General features: G+C 70.4%; 16 protein-coding genes. 7 read left to right on the plus strand and 9 right to left on the minus strand.

Annotated features, from left to right (window positions below; all coding sequences use genetic code 11):
* Positions 1-28: 28 nt before the first annotated feature.
* Positions 29-637 (minus strand): hypothetical protein, encoded by a 609-nt coding sequence (locus ACIP5O_RS31775; protein ID WP_401299683.1) that lies wholly within the window; start codon positions 635-637, stop codon positions 29-31.
* 27 nt (positions 638-664) lie between these two features.
* A complete protein-coding gene (locus tag ACIP5O_RS31780; protein ID WP_401299686.1) occupies positions 665-1,294 on the minus strand; it encodes a hypothetical protein in 630 nt (209 codons plus the stop codon).
* Between the two features lie 455 nt (positions 1,295-1,749).
* Here ACIP5O_RS31780 and ACIP5O_RS31785 point away from each other — a divergent pair, with 455 nt between their 5' ends.
* From ACIP5O_RS31785 to ACIP5O_RS31815, 7 genes are all read left to right on the plus strand, one after another.
* Positions 1,750-2,307, plus strand: a complete 558-nt coding sequence (locus tag ACIP5O_RS31785; protein ID WP_401299689.1) for a hypothetical protein — start codon at positions 1,750-1,752, stop codon at positions 2,305-2,307.
* 88 nt (positions 2,308-2,395) lie between these two features.
* Complete coding sequence (locus tag ACIP5O_RS31790; RefSeq protein ID WP_401299691.1) at positions 2,396-2,704, plus strand: hypothetical protein; 309 nt, start codon at positions 2,396-2,398, stop codon at positions 2,702-2,704.
* The gene (locus tag ACIP5O_RS31795) at positions 2,701-3,789 is read left to right on the plus strand and encodes a hypothetical protein (protein ID WP_401299693.1); all 1,089 of its coding nucleotides are present in this window, start codon (positions 2,701-2,703) and stop codon (positions 3,787-3,789) included. The genes ACIP5O_RS31790 and ACIP5O_RS31795 overlap by 4 nt, the downstream gene beginning before the upstream one ends.
* A 16-nt stretch (positions 3,790-3,805) precedes the next feature.
* Complete coding sequence (locus ACIP5O_RS31800) at positions 3,806-4,642, plus strand: ATP-binding protein (protein ID WP_401299696.1); 837 nt, start codon at positions 3,806-3,808, stop codon at positions 4,640-4,642.
* A 161-nt stretch (positions 4,643-4,803) separates the two neighbouring features.
* Positions 4,804-5,850 carry a hypothetical protein gene (locus ACIP5O_RS31805; protein WP_401299699.1) on the plus strand — a complete coding sequence of 349 codons (1,047 nt, stop codon included), beginning with the start codon at positions 4,804-4,806 and terminating at the stop codon, positions 5,848-5,850.
* A gap of 81 nt (positions 5,851-5,931) precedes the next feature.
* Positions 5,932-6,366 (plus strand): hypothetical protein, encoded by a 435-nt coding sequence (locus ACIP5O_RS31810; protein ID WP_401299702.1) that lies wholly within the window; start codon positions 5,932-5,934, stop codon positions 6,364-6,366.
* A gap of 125 nt (positions 6,367-6,491) precedes the next feature.
* The gene (locus tag ACIP5O_RS31815) at positions 6,492-7,880 is read left to right on the plus strand and encodes an ERF family protein (RefSeq protein ID WP_401299704.1); all 1,389 of its coding nucleotides are present in this window, start codon (positions 6,492-6,494) and stop codon (positions 7,878-7,880) included.
* Positions 7,881-8,640: 760 nt separating this feature from the next.
* Here ACIP5O_RS31815 and ACIP5O_RS31820 read toward each other — a convergent pair.
* The 7 genes from ACIP5O_RS31820 to ACIP5O_RS31850 form a co-directional block, all read right to left on the minus strand.
* Entirely contained in the window at positions 8,641-9,270 is a 630-nt protein-coding gene (locus tag ACIP5O_RS31820; RefSeq protein WP_401299707.1) for a hypothetical protein, read from the minus strand.
* Positions 9,271-9,584: 314 nt separating this feature from the next.
* The gene (locus ACIP5O_RS31825; protein ID WP_401299710.1) at positions 9,585-9,902 is read right to left on the minus strand and encodes a hypothetical protein; all 318 of its coding nucleotides are present in this window, start codon (positions 9,900-9,902) and stop codon (positions 9,585-9,587) included.
* A 73-nt stretch (positions 9,903-9,975) separates the two neighbouring features.
* A complete protein-coding gene (locus ACIP5O_RS31830) occupies positions 9,976-10,476 on the minus strand; it encodes a hypothetical protein (protein WP_401299713.1) in 501 nt (166 codons plus the stop codon).
* A 111-nt stretch (positions 10,477-10,587) separates the two neighbouring features.
* Complete coding sequence (locus ACIP5O_RS31835) at positions 10,588-10,959, minus strand: hypothetical protein (protein ID WP_401299716.1); 372 nt, start codon at positions 10,957-10,959, stop codon at positions 10,588-10,590.
* A 10-nt stretch (positions 10,960-10,969) separates the two neighbouring features.
* Positions 10,970-14,872, minus strand: a complete 3,903-nt coding sequence (locus ACIP5O_RS31840; protein WP_401299718.1) for a hypothetical protein — start codon at positions 14,870-14,872, stop codon at positions 10,970-10,972.
* A 50-nt stretch (positions 14,873-14,922) separates the two neighbouring features.
* Positions 14,923-16,119, minus strand: a complete 1,197-nt coding sequence (locus tag ACIP5O_RS31845) for a hypothetical protein (RefSeq protein ID WP_401299721.1) — start codon at positions 16,117-16,119, stop codon at positions 14,923-14,925.
* Complete coding sequence (locus tag ACIP5O_RS31850; protein WP_401299724.1) at positions 16,119-17,093, minus strand: hypothetical protein; 975 nt, start codon at positions 17,091-17,093, stop codon at positions 16,119-16,121. Before ACIP5O_RS31850 ends, ACIP5O_RS31845 begins: the two co-directional genes overlap by 1 nt.
* Positions 17,094-17,153: the final 60 nt, after the last annotated feature.

Consider the following 17,153-nt stretch of genomic DNA (forward strand, 5'->3'; position numbering starts at 1 on the left):
ACGGGCGTCGACCGTTTGTGTCGCGGGCTCACGCGGCGGCTTCGCCGTCCGGGTCCTCCTCCGGGTACTGGAGGGCGAACAGCGTCTCGGACAGGCGGGTGGCGAGGTCGTCGGCGCCCTGGTTCTGGACGGCGACCGGGCCTCCGGCGGCGCCGGTCAGCTCGATCTCCAGGTGGTCTTCCTTGCCGTACTGGCGGCGGTGCTGACGCTCCAGGTACCAGGCGGCCGCCCGCCAGTCCGGAGGCGTCTTGTCGATGACGGTCTCCTCGATGACCTTGCCGGTGTGCGGGTCGAACTTCCGGATCGTCTCCTTGGTGACGATGCCGCCGCGGCTGGAGCGGCGGATGTCGAAGGCGGCCTGGAAGGCGGCGTTGGCACGGGCCGCCTCGATCTTCTGGAAGAAGTCGACGAGCTGGTCGTTCTCCGGGTCGGGTACGGCGCCGTTCTCGCGGTCGAGGAGTTCGTTGTGGCCGATGCGGCGCCAACGCAGGAACGTCGAGCGGGAGATTCCGGCGTTGACTGCGGCCAGGTCCATGGACAGGCCCATGCGGGTGGCCTCGATGAGCCGCGCCTCTACCTCGGTGGTGAGGAGCTGTGCGCGCGCCCTGGCACGGCGGCGGTCTTTGCGTCGAGGCATGGGCCGGAAGGTAGATCAGCCGTCGCGTTAACGTCCCGGCGAGAACAGGTGGCCGCATGCCGGGCAGCACGTGGTGCCGGAGCGCTCGTCGTCGCCGCTGTCGGCCAGGGCGCCGGCGTCGAAGTCGTCGTCCTGGCCGTGGGCGCCGGGGGCGTTGGGGTCGTCGGCGCCCTGGGGCAGGGTCTCGGGGTCGACCTGTCGGAGCAGGGTCTCCATCTCCTCGTCGCTGAAGCACAGCGAGTCGAGGAGGTCGGGGTCGGCGGTGGCGAGGTCTTCGAGGATGGTGGCGAGCGGGCCGGGGAGCCAGCCACCGGCTTCGGGGAGCCGGTTGAGGAGGATGAGCAGGGTGCGGGCGTGGCGGTCGTCCTTGGAGGACCAGCCGCGGGTGACGGGGACGAGCCATCCGCCGTCGTCGTCCAGGAGGAGACCGTCGGGCAGGGGGAGGCCGCGTATGTGCATCTCGATCAGGGCCTCGCGGCGGCCGTGTCCCGCGATGAGCTTCCCGGTGCGCTCGTCGGCGACGACGGTCTCCACGAAGCCGTGGTCGGTGATGGAGGCGATGACGCGTTCGACCTCGTGGCCCTTGGGGTTGGCTGGGTCGACGGGGAGGTCGGTGAGCGGGACGTAGGTGATGTAGCGGGGGGCGGTGAGGGTCATCGCGGTTCCGTTCGGCGCACCGGCGGAGGTGGGGGCGGGCGGCCGGCCAGCGAGCCCGCGGACTTCAACCGCGGCGTCCCGTCTCGCTACCGGGACGTGCCGTCATGGCCGGGCCGGGCCGCCTGCCCCGTGCCACCGCGCCCCTTTGTGTGTCCGGACGGGGCGTGGCGGGCCTGGAGGCCCGTTCGCGGGTGCGCGTTCCGCGGCCGGGCTTCTCGCAGGCCGGGGGAACGTAGAGGATGGGGAGTGCTTATGTCGCGGGGGCAATCCCCCCACCTAGCCTAACTTGGTGTACAGTTCTTCTTGTGCAACGATTCTGAGCGAGGAGTTGCGCCGGGTCTGGTGTAACGAAATCGCGTGCCACTCCGTCCATAACCAGTGCAGGCGACCCGGGACACGATCCGCACCCACAGCCGGCAAGAGCGAACCGGCTTTCCAGAAAGGCACACAGCTTCATGAGCAGCGAGAACACCGGGCAGACGCCGGAAGAGCACGCGCGCGCCGCGATGGTCGCCTACGCGGTGAAGGAGTACTTCGCCGGCCTCTGCGACCCCTACATCGAAGCGAACGCGGCGTTCATCGAGGGCACCCCGGGTCTGCGCAGCACGAGCGCGACCATCGACGGGCTGCTCGCTGTCACCTTCACCGAGTCCCGCAGGAAGCCGTCCTTCTTCGTGGAGAACGAGGACGAGTTCGTGGAGTACGCCGACCAGAAGGGTGAGGCCCGCTTCGTCGCCAACGAGGCGTTCGAGAAGGGCGTGCTCAGGAGGGCCCGGTGGGACGCCGAGAACGGCGTCGCCTACGACAAGGACTCCGGCGAGATCCTGCCCGGCATCGGATACAAGCCGGGCGGCGACTTCATCAGCGTCAAGCCCTCGTGGACCGACGGCGGCCGCGAGTACGTCAGCAGCATCCTGGCCGAGGTCCTGGGCGGGGCCGTCAAGGCACTGCCGATGCTCTCCCCGGACGAGCAGGAGCCGGAGACCGCCTCCGGGCCGGAGCGCGAGCGGTGACCCGCCGCACGTCCGCCGCCTGACCTTCTCGCCCCTTTGGCCCGGCCCCCGTTCGCGGGGGCCGGGGCTCCTGCCGCAAGGAATCACCGTGACACCGTCGAGGACCACCCGCCTCACCCTGCTCGACCGGGCGGAGACCCCGGAGATCAACGACGCCGCCTTCCGCCGCTTCTACCGCCTCACGCGCACCGCCGACTTCGGCACCTGGTACACGTGCGGCGAGATAGCCGAGCTGTGGGGCATCGGCCACCACCAGGCCCGCCCCACCCTCGGCGCCCTCGTCGCCGGCGGACTGCTGGAACGCTCCTTCGAGCCCCACCGGCTGCGCGGATCGGACCGCCGCATCATCACCTACCGGCTGCTCCTCCCGACCGAGACCGCCGGAGGCACCCAGTGACCGAGCAGGTGCTCGCGGACATCGATGAGCAGTTGAAGATCGTCTCCGGCCGGCGGGCCCCCTTCACGATGGTGCCCGAGTGGGTGACCGTCCACGAAGAGCTCCAGCCGCAGGCCAAGGCCTTGTACGGCGCGCTGGCGATGCACGTCAACATCAGCCGGAACGACGGCAAGGTGTGGCCTACCCGCCTCGCCCTGTCGAACATGCTCGGGTGGAGCCGCGAGCAGTCCGTCGACCCGTACATCAAGCAACTCGTGAAGGCCGGGGCCATCACGGTGGAGGACTACCGGCGCTCCGACGGCAGCATGGGCAAGATCTACTACGTTCACGAGACCGAGCCGACGTGGCACACCGGCCCGCGCACCGTGGCCGAGTTCTACGTCCTTCACCGCGAGAAGGTGAAGGCCATGAAGGCCGCGAAGAAGGCCACGAAGAAGGCCGAGTCTGCCGACGGGCCCAGCACCCCCGCTCCCACGGCCGATCGCCGCGGCAGCACGCCCCCGGCCGCGAAGAAGGCGACCTCGTCGCGGACGAAGAAGGCCGTCGACCCGGCCGAGACCGCTCCGGCGGTACCGGACACCTCGGCCGCGCCCGAGCAGGAACCCGCGCCTGCGGCGGCCGCGCCCAAGGCCAAGGCGACCAAGGCCCGGAAGGAGAAGACGCCCGAGGAGATCGCGCTGGACAAGCTCGCCGACGAAGGCGCGCACCGATGGTGGGACGTGGAGGCTCCCAAGCTCGTCGCGGAGAAGAAGATGACGAGCTTCATGGGCAATTCCTCCAGCGCCTTCCTCGCCGTACGCACCCTGATCCGTCAGGCCCTCGCGGCGAAGCCGAACTCGTACGCACCGCACGTGATCATGGCCGCGCTCATCGACGGCGCCCAGTGGTCCCCGCACCGCACCGCCTTCGACAAGGCCCTGCGTCGGGTCAGCGGGGTCCAGGCGGCAACGGGCACCGGCCGTCCCCGCCTGTACCGCGACAGCCAGTGGGGGCAGGACAAGCCGACGGCCCCGTCGGCGGTCTCGGCGGAACCCTACGTGCCGCCCGCCGACGAGTTCGCCGTTCTTGACGATGACGACTGCTGAGGAGAGGAGTACCGAGATGGCCATGACCCTGGCCGTACGCGACGAGGCGGCCCTGGCCGTGCGCAACGAGGCGGAAACGCCGGCGGAGCCTCCGCTCCACCGCGCCGTCATGAGCGTGATGAAGATTCTGCAGTCCCGCGGGATGGACCCCACGATCAACGGGGAGGAGGAGTACGAGGACCGGCCGGACAGCATCGACGAGTACCAACTCCAGGTCAACCGTCGGGCCTGGACCAACAGCCTCGTGCTGTGCGACCTCACCGCCTACGAGCGGTTCACCCTGGGCCGCCTCGACGCGGCACAGCACCCCGACCGGCTGCGCTGGTTCGTGGACACGCTCGTCACGGTCCGGCGCCACAACCGCGCGCAGCTCCAGCTTCCCGCCGAACAGCGCAAGAAGAAGACGCCGAAGCGGCTGAACGGGATCGTGTCCGGCAACATCGGCACGGGCAAGACCGCCGCTGCCATAGCGGCCGGTGCGTACGGCGTCGAGCAGGGCCTGATGGTCCGCGTCGTCAGCCACTCCCGGTACCTGTCGTGGCTGCGGCCGGACTCCGCGCCCGCCGGCCTCACACCCGGGCAGATCAAGGAGCGCTACCAGCGCTGTGACCTGCTGATCCTGGATGAGGCTTGCAACGAACTGGACGGCTACGCCTCCACGTTCGTACGGACCGAAACCGCGGATCTCCTCAGCGCCCGCCTGCACACGGGGAAGGGAACGCTGCTCACGACCAACCTGAACTCCGACCAGATCGCCGAGGTCCTGGGAGAGCGGTTCGCGTCCCGGCTGGGCAGTCAGGCCTCGCTCTTCGACATACTCGGAGAAGACCGCCGACAGCCGATCCGCTGGTGACGTCCCCGAGACCGGGGCACGGGACGGCGCGCCGTCGAGACCGTGCCCCGGCTCCGGCGTGCCCGCGTTCCGGCGGAGGAGCGTCCAAGTGATCTAGACTGCGCGCGACCAGACGCTCAAGAGCGAGGGCGCTGGCGAACGCTCAGGAAGGACTCTGCGCCGTGGCCGCATCCGGAAAGACCAAGACCGTTCTGCGGGAAATCACGCAAGGCGAGCGCGAACTGCGCGACTGGCACCGCAACCTCCGCATCGGCGCCGCCGGGGCCAGCTTCGGCATGATGCTCGCCTCCCTGTACCAGCTCCACTGGGCCGGGACCCTGATCGGCTTCCCCTCCTTCGCCGCCGGCGCGATGGCCGGGTCCCTGGAGGTGCTGCTCGCCTTCAACGCCGGCGCGGTCACCTCCATCCGCAAGCGGGCCGCCGACGGCCAGGAGGCCGGCTACTACTGGAGCCTGTGGGCGATCTTCGGCTTCCTCCTGTGCATCTCCGTCGCCGCGAACGTGGGCCACGCCGTCGTGGCGCTCTCCGAGTGGTTCGCCTCCGGCACGGCGCCCGCCGTGATGGTCCAGCACAAGGCGTGGGTCTACGGCGTCGGCAGCGCCGTCGCGGCGATGGTGCCGCTCGGCGGCTCTTTCGGCCTCCACATCAGCGGGTTCGTCCGTAAGCACGGCGCCGGGTCCGACTGGTCGGACGCCTCGGGTACTGCGGCCGTCGTGACCGCAGGCCTCGCCGCGGCGGGGGGCGCCGCCGTCGACCACAAGCCGGAGACCCCCCGTCCACGGGTTCGCGGCCCGAGGAAGCCGTTGTGGACCGGTCAGGGCGGGGTCCCCGAGCAGCAGGCCGAGCTGAAGGTCGTTCCGCCGCCGGAGTCGCCGGCCGAAGGCTCCGGCTCCTCCTCCAAGCCGCCCGCCGAGGAGCCGCCGGTCAAGCGGCCGTCCGGTGGCGTCGAGGAGCTGCGCCCGGACCTGCCGTACGAGGAGCGCAAGGAGTTGCTGTACCAGGAGTGGCGCGCGGCCATGCTGGCAGGCGAGGAGCACCGGTTCCGGCAGGGCGGCGACCTGAACGGTTCCAAGCTCGGCCTGCGCCTGGGCAAGGGCGGGGCGAGCGGCCGGAACTACATCAGGCCCGAGTTCGAGAAGCGCTTCGCCTACGAGCAGGAGCAGGACGCGGCGGGCTCCGAGGAGAAGGAGCTCGTGGGCGTCGGCTGACCTGCGGCCTCCCGTCCTCTAAGGCGGGCGCCCCGTATCCTCGGGGCGCCCGCCGTTTCGTCTCCTTCACGGATCGGACCAGTGTCGATGAACCACAGCCGCCAAGTTGCAGCGGCCCGTCTCGCCGCCGCACATGCTGCTCGTGCCACGGCGGACCTCTCCCGTGCCTACGTCGGTGAGACGTCGTCCGCCGCGTCCGCGGAGGACCGGATTCGTGCCGCCCGCCGGATGCGGGTGCTCTCCTTGCAGGTCCTCGACTGGACGATCCGGGCGGAGTTCCTGAACGGCGCGTCGTGGGAGGAGCTGGCCGAGTACACAGGGCGGCGCGACGTGAACGCGCTGCGCGAGCAGTACGAGGCCGGGACGCTCCAGTGGGTGGAGGAGCTTCCGGAGTCGACGCAGGAGGAGGCGGAAACGGCGGGGGCGCTGGACGAGTGGTACCGGCGGCACGCCGAGGAGCTGCTGGACCCGGCGCACGACTCCCCGGTCGGAGGGCTGTTCATCCCGCCCCAATGAGGGTCGAACCTGGTAAACTGTATACCGAGTTAGGGCGCGATCTTAGCGGTCCGCCCAGCGCACCATGCCCCGGCAAGAGCGAGCCGGGGCCTGCTCGGTCCCCAGAACCAGGAAGGCGGTCCACCGTGGCCGGACCCACCCTCACCGACACCATGCCCGAACTCGACGACCTGATGACGTGGTCGGTCGACAAGGCGTTCATCGCCGCCCAGCGGGAGATCGCGCCGGTCGGCAAGGACGGCGAGAACAAGGACCAGCGGTACAACTTCCGCCAGGCCGAGGACGTGATCCGGGTCTGCTCGGGCGCGATGCGGAAGTACGGCCTGCGGATCTTCCCCGCCCGAGTCCTCAGCCGCGAGCACCAGACCCGCGGCAAGATGAACGTCACGATCATCGAGGTCGAATGGGCCGTCCGCGGCCCGCAGGGCGACGTGATGGACACGCCGATCGTGACGATCGGCGAAGCGGCCGACGCCTCCGACAAGGCGACGAACAAGGCGATGACCGCGAGCGAGAAGTACGCCCTGCTCCAGGCCTTCAAGATCGAGGTCAAGCCCGGAGACCTGGACGACGGGGACCGCGATCACCCGCACGGCGTGCGCTCACCGCTCGACTGGTACCTCGAACGGCTCCGGCTCGCCAACGTCTGGTACAGCCGTGACGAACTCCGCCGGGTCCTCGACGTCGCCGCCAACAACAACATGCTCTCCGCACCGATGCCGGACAACCCGCAGTGCACGCTGGAGCAGTACGTCCTCATGCGCGGCCGACAACTCGTCGCCGAGGAGCAGGAGCGGGAGCGGGAGAGGGCCGAGCAGCACGAGGCCTTCAAGGCACAGATGTTGGTCGAGCACCCGACGCCGGGTCCGGCGCACGACCCGTGGGCGGTGCGTCCGCCGCAGCCGACGGCCGGCCCGCCTACCGTGGACAACGAGGAAGTGCCCGCTGAGGACACGGAGCCCGGCGAGGCGCCGCCGGCGGAGGAACGGCTGCCGGAGCAGTCCGAGGTCCAAGCCCTGGTGAACGGCGCCAAGGCGGACGCGGACGCGCTGACGGGCATCCGCGCCCGGTTCGGCGAAGCGGTGCTGGAGCAGGTCGTCATCAGCTCCCCATGGGGGCAGATCAGCGCGAACGCGGCGATCACCCTGGCCTTGGACGACATCGGCAGCAAGGCGAGCAAGAAGGCACCGACCGCGCCCAGGAAGGTCACCCCGCAGGAGAAGGCAACCGCGAAGATGCTGGCCGAGGCGCAGCTCCAGGCCGACGCGCTCGGCGTCGAGCTCCACGAGCACCTGGCGCCGGTTCTTCCGCCGGGGGAGACGGATACCTCCCGCCTCACGTCCCGGGTCGAGTTGCAGAAGCTGATCGCGGAGCAGCGCCCGCGCACCCTGGCTGCCCTGATCAAGGCAGGGCACACCGCGGCCGCCGAGCTGTACAGCCGTCTCGGCGTCTACGTCCCGGCGGCCAACATCGACAAGATCGTCGCTGCCGTCGAGGCGGACCAGCCGGCGTGACGCACCGCGCGCTCCTCGGCCTCCCGGGTGTCGGGCCGCGGAGCGCGTCAGGCGCTCGCGCCACTGCCCGACGAAGGCGTACGGCTTCGTTGCGGCCCGATCGCCAGGGGCGTAGGTACGGCTGAGGCGTACCTACGCCCCTGCGTCCACGAAGGCGTACGTGCGCCTCGGGCCCGTACCGTACGTACGGCTCGCCTCTCCCGCAGGTACGCCTTCACCGGGTGCTCGGGGCGTACCTGGCCGCTCGGGATGTACGCCTCCAGGGGGCGTACCGCTCGCGCCCCCGAGGGGGTACCCGTACGGTTCGCCGGGCGTACGGGTACCCCCTCTCGCGGAACGAAGGCGTACAGGGCGGTGGCCGCTCAGCCGTACCCCGGTGTGCGCCTACGGCTGCGCAGAAGGCGTACGTACGGGGTACGCCCCTTCTGAGCTGGGGAAACGTCGGGGCGTACGTTCAACGGGCCCGTACGGGTGTCGGGTCGGCGCAGCCAGGCGTACGGTGCTGGCTGACCGTCCGCGGCGTACCCGGGCGCTCGGGGAGCCGGCGGACCGAGGTGAAGGTGCGCGGGCGCTCGCCCCGTGAAGGTGTACGGGTCGCAGCGGGCGAAGGCGTACGGGGACGTCTCAACGAAGGGGTACCTGCCAGGTCCCCGGGTACGCGCGTCCCCTCTCGCGAGGCGTACTCCAGCCGGTGAGGGCGCACCAACGACGAAGGCGTACCCCAAAGGAGTACGCCTTCGCGTGTTCAGGTGGAGCTCGATCAGGATGCCGCCCCATCGGCTCGACGGTCCCGGGCACGCGCTCGGCGCTCCTCCTCGTTCTTCGCCTCCTGGGCCTGCTCCTCTTCCCGCACGAGTTCGAGGAAACGCTCGGGCTGCTCCTCAGCGAGCCGGCGGCGCGCGCGGGCCCGGGGGTTGAACTCGGGGAAGAAGACGCCGCGCTTGGCCGCCTCGGCGACCTGAACCCTGTACACGAAGCGGTCCTCGACCCTGGCTCGGCTGCACAGGGCGGTGATCCGGCTGCGGTAGCGCTTGTTGGGCTCCTCGTCGGCCTGCGGCAGGTACTTCTCCGGCTCGCGGGCGATGGCGGCGAGCGTGGGGCGGACCGTGCGGGCCAGCTCGGGTGCGCGGAAGGCGAGGGCCTGGATCTCGTAGTCGTCCGGGCGCCTCTCCCACTCCTGCGTGCTGGTGAGAAGGAACTGCACGAGGTGCGGCGCAAGGCGCTGGATCTGCTTGGCGCGATCCTTGTGCTTGCTGATCTTGACCAGTTCGGCGACGCGCAGGGAGACGTCGGCGGCCGCCGGTTCCTTCCATCGCCGGGCGGGCCTCGTGCTGTTGCCCTCGCCCGGTGACTTCTCACCCGCGGGGAGGGCCTGCTGCGGTGGCACCATTCCGGCGCGTCCTCCTGAGTCATGCGTCTGCCGGCCGGGCGCCGGTGGGGAAGATGAGGTGGCCGCGCTGCAACCGAACCCGCCGTGTGCCGGATCATCACCAGAGCGATTGGCTCCCCGGCCCTCGGCGCCGGTGAGGCGCGAAGTGGGCTCGATTCGCTCTTCTCCGCCCTGTTCACTCAGCCCGCGAACGGGCTCCAGAAAGGTTGGGCGAAGCGCTGTCTCCAACGGCGGGTTCGGCAGCACCGGGGCCACCTCACCTTCGCGGGGATGATACCCGCGCCCGAGGCCGGGCGCGGGACTCGTCAGCTCGATTAGGCCGTTGTGCCCTGCTTCGGGCTCGTCACGGACTCGATCTTGGTCGTGATCTTGCTCGGCTTCCACACGAGGTCGTGCGCGGTCTGCGAGGCGGCCAGGACGGCGAGGATCGTGCCGAGGGTGGGAAGTCCGTGGGTGAACTGGTCGGTGCCGCTCGTGCTGGCCACGGTGACGACGCCGGCGAGGAGCGCGACGACGACGGCTACGACGCGCTTGGCTCTGGCCGACCAGAACGGCTGCTGCACGACCGCGGTGAGCAGCGGCAGGACGGAGCCGACGGCCGAGGCGACGGCGATGGTGTCGAGGGTGTTCATGGGAGGGTCCTTGTCTGTCGGTGGCGGAACGAGCGGACCCTGCACGGACGGAAGGTCTTACGTCTCGCCCTGGTCAGTCGCTGGGCGGGACGATGTCCTCGGCGATCTCGTCGGGTGGCTCCGGTGCGGTACGGCCGAGGGAGCGCAGGTTGTCGATCAGGACACGGATGTAGTCGAGCGCCGCGGCCTTCCAGCGGCGGTCCTTCCGCTGCTCCTCCTGCATGTGCCGCACCTCACGCTGGAGTTCGAGCTGCCCGGCCTCCAGGACCGTCACCCGCTCGATGGTCTGGGCGTGGACCGCGCGCTCCTGCTCCAGGACGACCTTCTGCTGGTCGAGCATCCCGCGCTGCTGGTCCAGCAGGGAGGAGAAGCCCGCGGTGACGGTCTTCATGGCCTCGACGTACGTCTGGCCCTCGGATGCCTGGGCCGAGGTGACGGCCTGCACGGAGGCGACTCGTTCGTCGGCGTCGCCGCGGCGCTTGACCTGGCGGTAGCTGAACCAGGCGCCCGCGACGACACCGCCCATGCCGCAGACAGGAGCGATGACGGGCGCCAGGGAAGTGAGCCAGTCCACGGCGCCCCTCCTCGAAGACGGATACAGGTGCGCGGGAGCCGGGGCCCGAAGGCCCGCGGCTCCCCGCGTCGCGAACAGTGCACGACGGGGGTCGTTTGCGTCCTGTGCTTGTCAGGCCGCCACGAGCAGATCGCGCGGTACGCCGGCGGTGATGTTCCACGCCTCCTCGACGGCGGCCAGGAGCTGGTCGTCGGTGATCGCGGCATCCATGGCCTCGGGGTCCTGGCTGCTGGCCGAGGCGGCGGCCGTGATGATCGTGTCGCAGGTGGTGATGACGGGGGTCAGCCCGGCGCTGGTGGCCACGCTCAAGTCCGCGGGGTTGAGGACGGTGCGGGCGAGGCCGACCCGCAGCGGGTTGCCGGGGGTGTCGGGGTCCTCGGTGAGGACCCGGCGGGCGATGTAGGTCCAGGCCATGCGGACCCGGGCGGCGAACTCCGGGTTCAGGGCGAGCGCGTGCATCGAGGCGAGGGGGATGGCGGGCACGAGGGGGTCCTTACTTGGTGTAGGTGACACGGAGTTGAGGGGGATTGGCCTGGCCGACGCCACGGGCGATGCCGTAGTACGTCGAGGAGGTGGAGGCGGGGTCCAGGGCGACGCCGCGCCACGACGTGCTGTCGAAGATCGCCGTGATGTCGACCCATTTGCCCTCGTTGCGCTTCCACGAGATGGCCTTCGCCTCGGAATCGCAGGAGAACGCGGAGGGCCTGGCCGTGTGCTTGTGGGCCTTGATGACGGCCTGCCCGCCCGAGTTGCTGTACCAGTGCTCGAAGTAGATGAACACCTCGGCCTTGAGGATCGTGGCGCCGGACAGGTCGGTGCCCAGAGCGGCGGGGAAGCCGATCAAGGCGCTCTGTGTGCCGTTGGTGCTGCTGTAGTAGCCCTGGACGCACCGGTTGCCGTAGTAGCTGTTGTAGGAGGAGCGGTTGGCGTACGACCCGGACCACGCGGCCGGGTAGGTCTTGGTGTACTTCTGCACGGGCGGCGTGGTCGCCCCGCCGCCGGAGTTGTAGGAGCCGGTCTCCGGGACGTGGGGGCCGACGTCCTCCACGTACATGACGCCCATGTGGTTGGAGCCGCCGAACAGCCTCACGGTCTGACCAGCCGGGCCCCCGTAGTTCTTGAACGTGATCAAGGCGCGGTGCTGGCCGAGGCCCCATGCCTCTCCGCTGCGGATGTCCTCCAGCCGGACCCGCTGGTAGCCCGTTCCCGCGCCGATCAGGGGGTGGACCGCCGACTGGATCTGCTTGGAGGAGATCAGGGGCGCGCTGGTGCCGCCGTCGCGCAGGATCATCTGGAGCTCGCCGCCCGGCGCGCTGGGGTCGGCGTAGCAGTCGAGGACGGTGCGGTACATGCGTCCGGCCTCGGCGACGAAGCCGAGCTCGACGAAGCCCATGTCCGCGCCGCTGACGTTGCTGATGCTGCTGGCCTGGTAGTCGATGGCGACCAGGCCGCGCGGGCACTGGTCGAGGTAGTTCTTCCAGTCCGTCCCGGCGATGGTGACCGTGTCGGCGACCGCGAGGCTCTGGAAGCCGGCGGCCCCCTCCTGGTCGATGGTGGCGACCGGCGTACCGTTCGTTGACAGGGTCACGTAATTCGGGCGGCCGGTGACCAGGGCCACGGCCTCCTCGCCCGCGTCGTCGTACAGCAGCAGGCCGCGGGGCGACAGCTCGGCGCGGGCCCCGGTGACGCCGGAGGCCAGGACGACCCGGCACGTCGCGTTGTCGTACCGCACGGTGCCCGCGCTGGCGTCGACGCTGGAGCAGGCGACGCGGAGCTGCACCGTGCCGGCCGGGGCGGCGGTGTCGGGGACGCCGTTCAGCGTGGTCCACACCCCCTTCACCGCAGCCCCGTCGCCGGTGGTGACGGTGCTGTACCCGAGGACGCTGCCGGTGGCGTCGAGCCACTGCCCGTACAGGCTGATACGGACGCCGTTCCAGTCGGTGGAGGCGAGGTAGTCGACGCTCAGCCAGAGCTTCTGGCCGGGGACGGCGGGCAGGGTAGCCAGGGTCATGGAACGGGTGACGGCCGTCGCGTTGGCGGCGGAGACCTGGAGCGCGCGGGGCGTGCCGCTGCCCGGGGTGGCGATGGACCAGTAGGGGCTGGTCGCGACCCGCTGGTCGGAGACGGCGCCCTCGAAACTGGGGTCGGCGAGCACGTTGCCGTCGGTGCCGAGGGCGAGCCGGTCGGCGGACAGCGACCCGGCCTTGATGTGGGTCGCGTCGATCGTCCCCGCGACGATCTTGGTGGCGGTCACGGCGTTCGCGGCGAGTTTGTCCGCCGTGACCGACAAGGCCGCCAGTTTCTCCGCCGTGACCGACAAGGCCGCGATCTTCTCGGCGGTCACGGCCAAGGCGAGGAGCTTGTCGGTCGTGATCGAGCCCGCGAGGATCTTCGGGGCGGTGATCGCGCCGTCGGCGATCTGCACGCCGGGGACCAGGGGCCGGACGGTCGCGTTGTCGAACAGCACGGTCCCGGCGCTGCCCTGGTTGCCCTCGACCCAGATCTCGGCCCGCACGCATCCGGCCGGGGCGGTCACCGTCCCCGCAGCGCGCGCCCACGCGGCCCGGCCTTCGGGGACCTGGGTGACGGAGCTCGTCGAGAGCCGGGTGCCGGCGCCGTCGAACCAGCGGACGAAGAACCGGACATCGCCCCCGGCCCAGTCGGTCGACGCGTTGTAGTCGATGCCGAGGTAGAGCTGGTCACCGGCCAGGACGGGGGCCGTGGTCAGCCGCAGGCTGCGGGAGACCGGTGTCGGTGAGGTGCAGTCGAGCCGCAGCGCGTAGGAGGAACCGTTGCCGCCCGTGGCCTGGGACCAGTACGGCTGGCCGGCGACGAGGAGACCGGTGTACGCGCCCTCGAAGCTCGGGTCCGACAGGATGTTGAGCCCGCCGGCGACGACGAGTTTGTCGGTGGTCACGGACCCGGCGGCCAGCTCGACGGCCGTCACGGCGCTGGCCTGGATCTCCCGGGCCCCGATCGCGTCCGCCGCCACCTTGCCCGCGACCACCGAGTCCGCGGCGAGCGCGGCGGCGGTGACGCTGCCCGCGACGAAGTTCGTGCTGTCGACCAGGCCGGTCTTCAGGGCCTCGATGGTCACCGCGTCGACCTGCATCACCGAGGCCGAGTTCGCCGTGTTCTGGGAGGAGTAGTTCAGCCATAGGTACGGCGAGATGTAGCGGACGGCCTGATGGACCAGTCCGGCGGCCCGGGGGTCGGGGTTCGGGCCTGCGGACCCGGTGACGCCTGCGGCTGCGCGGTCCTTGAGGTAGCCGACGACGGTCACCCAGCCGCCGGAGGAGACGCTGGTCCCGCTCGCTGCCGCGTAGTAGTGCGAGTTCGTGCTGTTGTCGCCGTTGCGGTTGACCAGCGTGGTCCTGTCCGCGCCGACGCCGAGCGCGCCGACGTAGAAGGCGTCCGTGCCGGACGGCGGGCCGGTGAGCCGGACGCGGGCGCTGATCCGGTAGAGGGTGCCGGGCTCGTACGGGATGAGCGTCGTGCCGCGCGCCTTGACGAAGCCCTTGGCCTGGCCGACGGTCTGCCCCGTGGGGGCATCGGTGATGCCGGTGAGGTGTTCCCACCCGGCGCCGGTTCCGGTGGCCAGGACCTGCCAGGCGGCCGGGTCGCCCATGGCGTCGACGTAGCGCTGGGCGGCGGAGTCGCTGAGCGCGCCGCCGAGCGCGTTGAGGTTCACCGCCCCGTCGGCGATTGCTCTGAGCGTGACCGACGCCTTGCCGAGCTTGTCCTCCAGCACGGCGCCGGCCGCGAGCGCGGTCGACCCGACGGCCCCGAGCGCGATCTTGGCCTGGGTGACGGCGGCCTCGGCGAGTTTCTTCTCCGTGACCATCCCGTCCACCAGGTCCTGCTCTACGGCCTGACGGGGAGTGGCTTGCACAGCGGCGGAGGGAGGGCCGGTGAGGGCGGCCGTGTTCTGCGCGACCAGGCGCACCCACACCGGGGTGTAGCCCTCGATGGCGATGGTCACCGTGCCGCCGAGGCGCGCGGTGATCGTGGCGACCTGGGTGGTCACGTCGGGGACGAAGTCGGCGTCCGGTCCGACATGCACCTGGACGAGGAAGAAGTCGCTGGGCGCCCCGTACGAGTCGTCCCACTGCCCGTCCCATCCGACGAGGAGGCCCGCGAGGACGGGTTCGACGCTTGCCGGCGTCGGGGTGGGTGGCGGGCTGGTGTTGACCGGGACGAGCGCGACGCCGCCGTCCGGCTGGACACCGACGCTGCCCTTCAAGCTCCCCTCGGCGTCGTAGATGTCCATGGCGCCGCCCTCGATCGAGGTCAGCGCCGCCTGCGCGGTGCGTTCCAGCGCGCGCAGCCGCTGATCGTGCTCGTGCAGCAGTCGCGCCAGGTCACCACCCGGGCCGGGATCGAGGATCTTCACCATGGCGCGGGACCCTGCACTGGCGCGGAGGCTTGTGTCCCGGTGTGCCGGGTCTAGTAGTGGAAGCTGTCCGAGCGCTTGAGGGTGAGGGTGACGGTGCCGTCGGCGCCGATCTCGTCGCTGACGATCCGGTGCCAGACTTCGAGGTCCCCGAGCCAGGGGACGTGGACCTGGATGAGGATGTCGTCACCGAGCTGCCAGGACCCGAACTTGGCGTTGGGGTGGTCGATGATCCGGATGCTCGGGATCTGGAGGGCCTTGGTACGGCCGGCGAGTTCCTGCTCGCCGCGTGTGCGCAGGGCCTTGTCGGAGGTGAGCGTCTTGTCGGTGACCGTGGCGACCCGGCGGAGCCTGCCGTCGAACCGGTGGACCTGGGCGCGCTTCATCTTCCGGCCTTCGCCCCGGCCCAGGACGATCGCCTCGTTGGCGTAGTCGTCGCCCATCCCCTCGGGGCGCGCGATGGCGATGATGTTCTCGTCGCCCGCGAAGCGGAGGTCCGGGCGCTTGCGGCCTAGCCGGGGGCGGCCCAGGAGCAGCCGGTGGTTGATCTGGTTGCTGCTGGCCGTGGCCCAGGTGTGTTCCTCGCGCCAGTCGTAGGGGGTCGTCCGGGCGAGGGTGTCGAGGACCTGCCCGCAGTCCGGGTTGTCCCACCAGGCGAGTTCCCAGGGGTCGGAGCCGTTGGCCTCGCCGAGCTTTTCGCCCAGGTCGTGCTGGTCGAGGACGAGGCCGATATTGCCGTACGGGCGGGTCTGGAGGTGGCGCCAGATGTTGCGGACGGCGTCGTACACGTCGATCCGGGGGCCGCCGTAGGGCTTCGGCGGAGGCGGCACCTTCTGCACGCCTTTCTTCCCGTCGACCCATCCGTCATGATTTTTATCTTTTCCGGCATATGGGTCTTTTGGTGTGATGAGGGCGCCGGAGATCATGTAGTCCTCGTACGGGATGCCGTGGGGGTAGCAACTCAGGCCTTCGGCCCCGATGGTGGCCTTCGCTCCCTCGTACGCGGTCTTGGTGACGATGCCGCCCCAGCGGATGTAGCCGTCCACCTCCAGGTAGAGCTTCGTCGCCCACTCCTGGAGGATCGGCTGTCCGTCGGAGCCGAGCATGCGCGCGTATTCGGGCTCGATCGTCCCGGCCAGGGAGCCGGGCCCGGACAGGTCTCGGCGGGGGTTGGAGGACAGGGACAGCGGTACGTCCCAGTCCAGGATCACCTCCGGCAGGGCCCTTTGGGCGATGAGACGCGAGGCCATCAGCTCTCGTCCTCGTACGGGTCCTCCACCCATTCCACATCCGCGATGAAGCTGGTGGTGACGTCGGCCTGGAACACGCCTGGCTGGTCATTGTCCATGGCCATCATCGAGACGAGGGGCTGCACGGTGCCCCGCATGGTCGTGGGGATGCTGATGGTGTCGGCGGCGATCATGTTCCGTCGCTCAGAGCCGTCCGTCGCCCCGGTGTCGAAGGTGATCGACTCCCCCTGGAGGGGACCGAGCTTCCAGGCGAAGGAGCCCCACACGCCGCCCTTCAAGATCTGGAGGGCGGAGAGCGTGAGCACGATGCGGGCCTTAGTCGCCCACGGCGGGATCTCCACCGTCCAGCGCGAGGTCGGCGGCCACGCCACCCACTGCCACTTCGTGGTGCCCGCCCAGTTCTCGTCACCGGCCGGAGAGTCGGTGTAGAGGCGGCGGCGGGCCCGCGGGTTCACCATGTCCCGCAGGTCCTTGATCATCGACTGGGTGATCGAGGAGGTGTTGGCGGGGATGTCGATGCGGGCCAGTGTGATCGCCGAGTCGCCGGGCCGGATCTGGCGAACGCTCGTCGTGGTCGGCGGCACGTTGGAGATGACCCGCGTGAAGACGTACGGGCCCGTCTTCGGGTTGCTGGGGAGCGGCCAGGTCTCCCCGCTGGAGTAGGGGTTCTCGATCCGGGCCACGATCAGGTCGGACCGCTTGGAGACTCCGGTCGCGGCCACCGGTACCTGGTCGCTGCTCGGCAGCCGGGCCACGTACGCCTGGTACTTGCCGCCCGTGGCCCGGTTCAGGACCGCGCACGCGCCCGGCAGGACACTCACGGCGGCGGCCGGCGTCGAGACCGCCCGGACCTGGAGGTCACCGGCGCCGACGATCCCCTCGCCTCCGGCGAACGCCGCGTAGGCCAACACCCGGGCGACCTCCGAACTGTGCTCGGCGCCGCCCTCGGTGAACCACGGGACGGTGTCCCACATCTCGCACTCCCTGATCGGTGAACTCGCTGGGCGCGGACTGTCACCGATCGGGAGGGCTTA

The sequence above is a fragment of the Streptomyces sp. NPDC088915 genome, from assembly GCF_044749825.1.
GTDB lineage: Bacteria > Actinomycetota > Actinomycetes > Streptomycetales > Streptomycetaceae > Streptomyces.

What these genes read in the sequence shown, in the direction of transcription:
- ACIP5O_RS31775 (WP_401299683.1), bottom strand. Translation starts at nt 637, where the DNA reads ATGCCTCGACGCAAAGACCGCCGCCGTGCCAGGGCGCGCGCACAGCTC.
- ACIP5O_RS31780 (WP_401299686.1), bottom strand. Translation starts at nt 1,294, where the DNA reads ATGACCCTCACCGCCCCCCGCTACATCACCTACGTCCCGCTCACCGAC.
- ACIP5O_RS31785 (WP_401299689.1), top strand. Translation starts at nt 1,750, where the DNA reads ATGAGCAGCGAGAACACCGGGCAGACGCCGGAAGAGCACGCGCGCGCC.
- ACIP5O_RS31800 (WP_401299696.1), top strand. Translation starts at nt 3,806, where the DNA reads ATGGCCATGACCCTGGCCGTACGCGACGAGGCGGCCCTGGCCGTGCGC.
- ACIP5O_RS31820 (WP_401299707.1), bottom strand. Translation starts at nt 9,270, where the DNA reads ATGGTGCCACCGCAGCAGGCCCTCCCCGCGGGTGAGAAGTCACCGGGC.
- ACIP5O_RS31825 (WP_401299710.1), bottom strand. Translation starts at nt 9,902, where the DNA reads ATGAACACCCTCGACACCATCGCCGTCGCCTCGGCCGTCGGCTCCGTC.
- ACIP5O_RS31840 (WP_401299718.1), bottom strand. Translation starts at nt 14,872, where the DNA reads ATGGTGAAGATCCTCGATCCCGGCCCGGGTGGTGACCTGGCGCGACTG.
- ACIP5O_RS31845 (WP_401299721.1), bottom strand. Translation starts at nt 16,119, where the DNA reads ATGGCCTCGCGTCTCATCGCCCAAAGGGCCCTGCCGGAGGTGATCCTG.
- ACIP5O_RS31850 (WP_401299724.1), bottom strand. Translation starts at nt 17,093, where the DNA reads ATGTGGGACACCGTCCCGTGGTTCACCGAGGGCGGCGCCGAGCACAGT.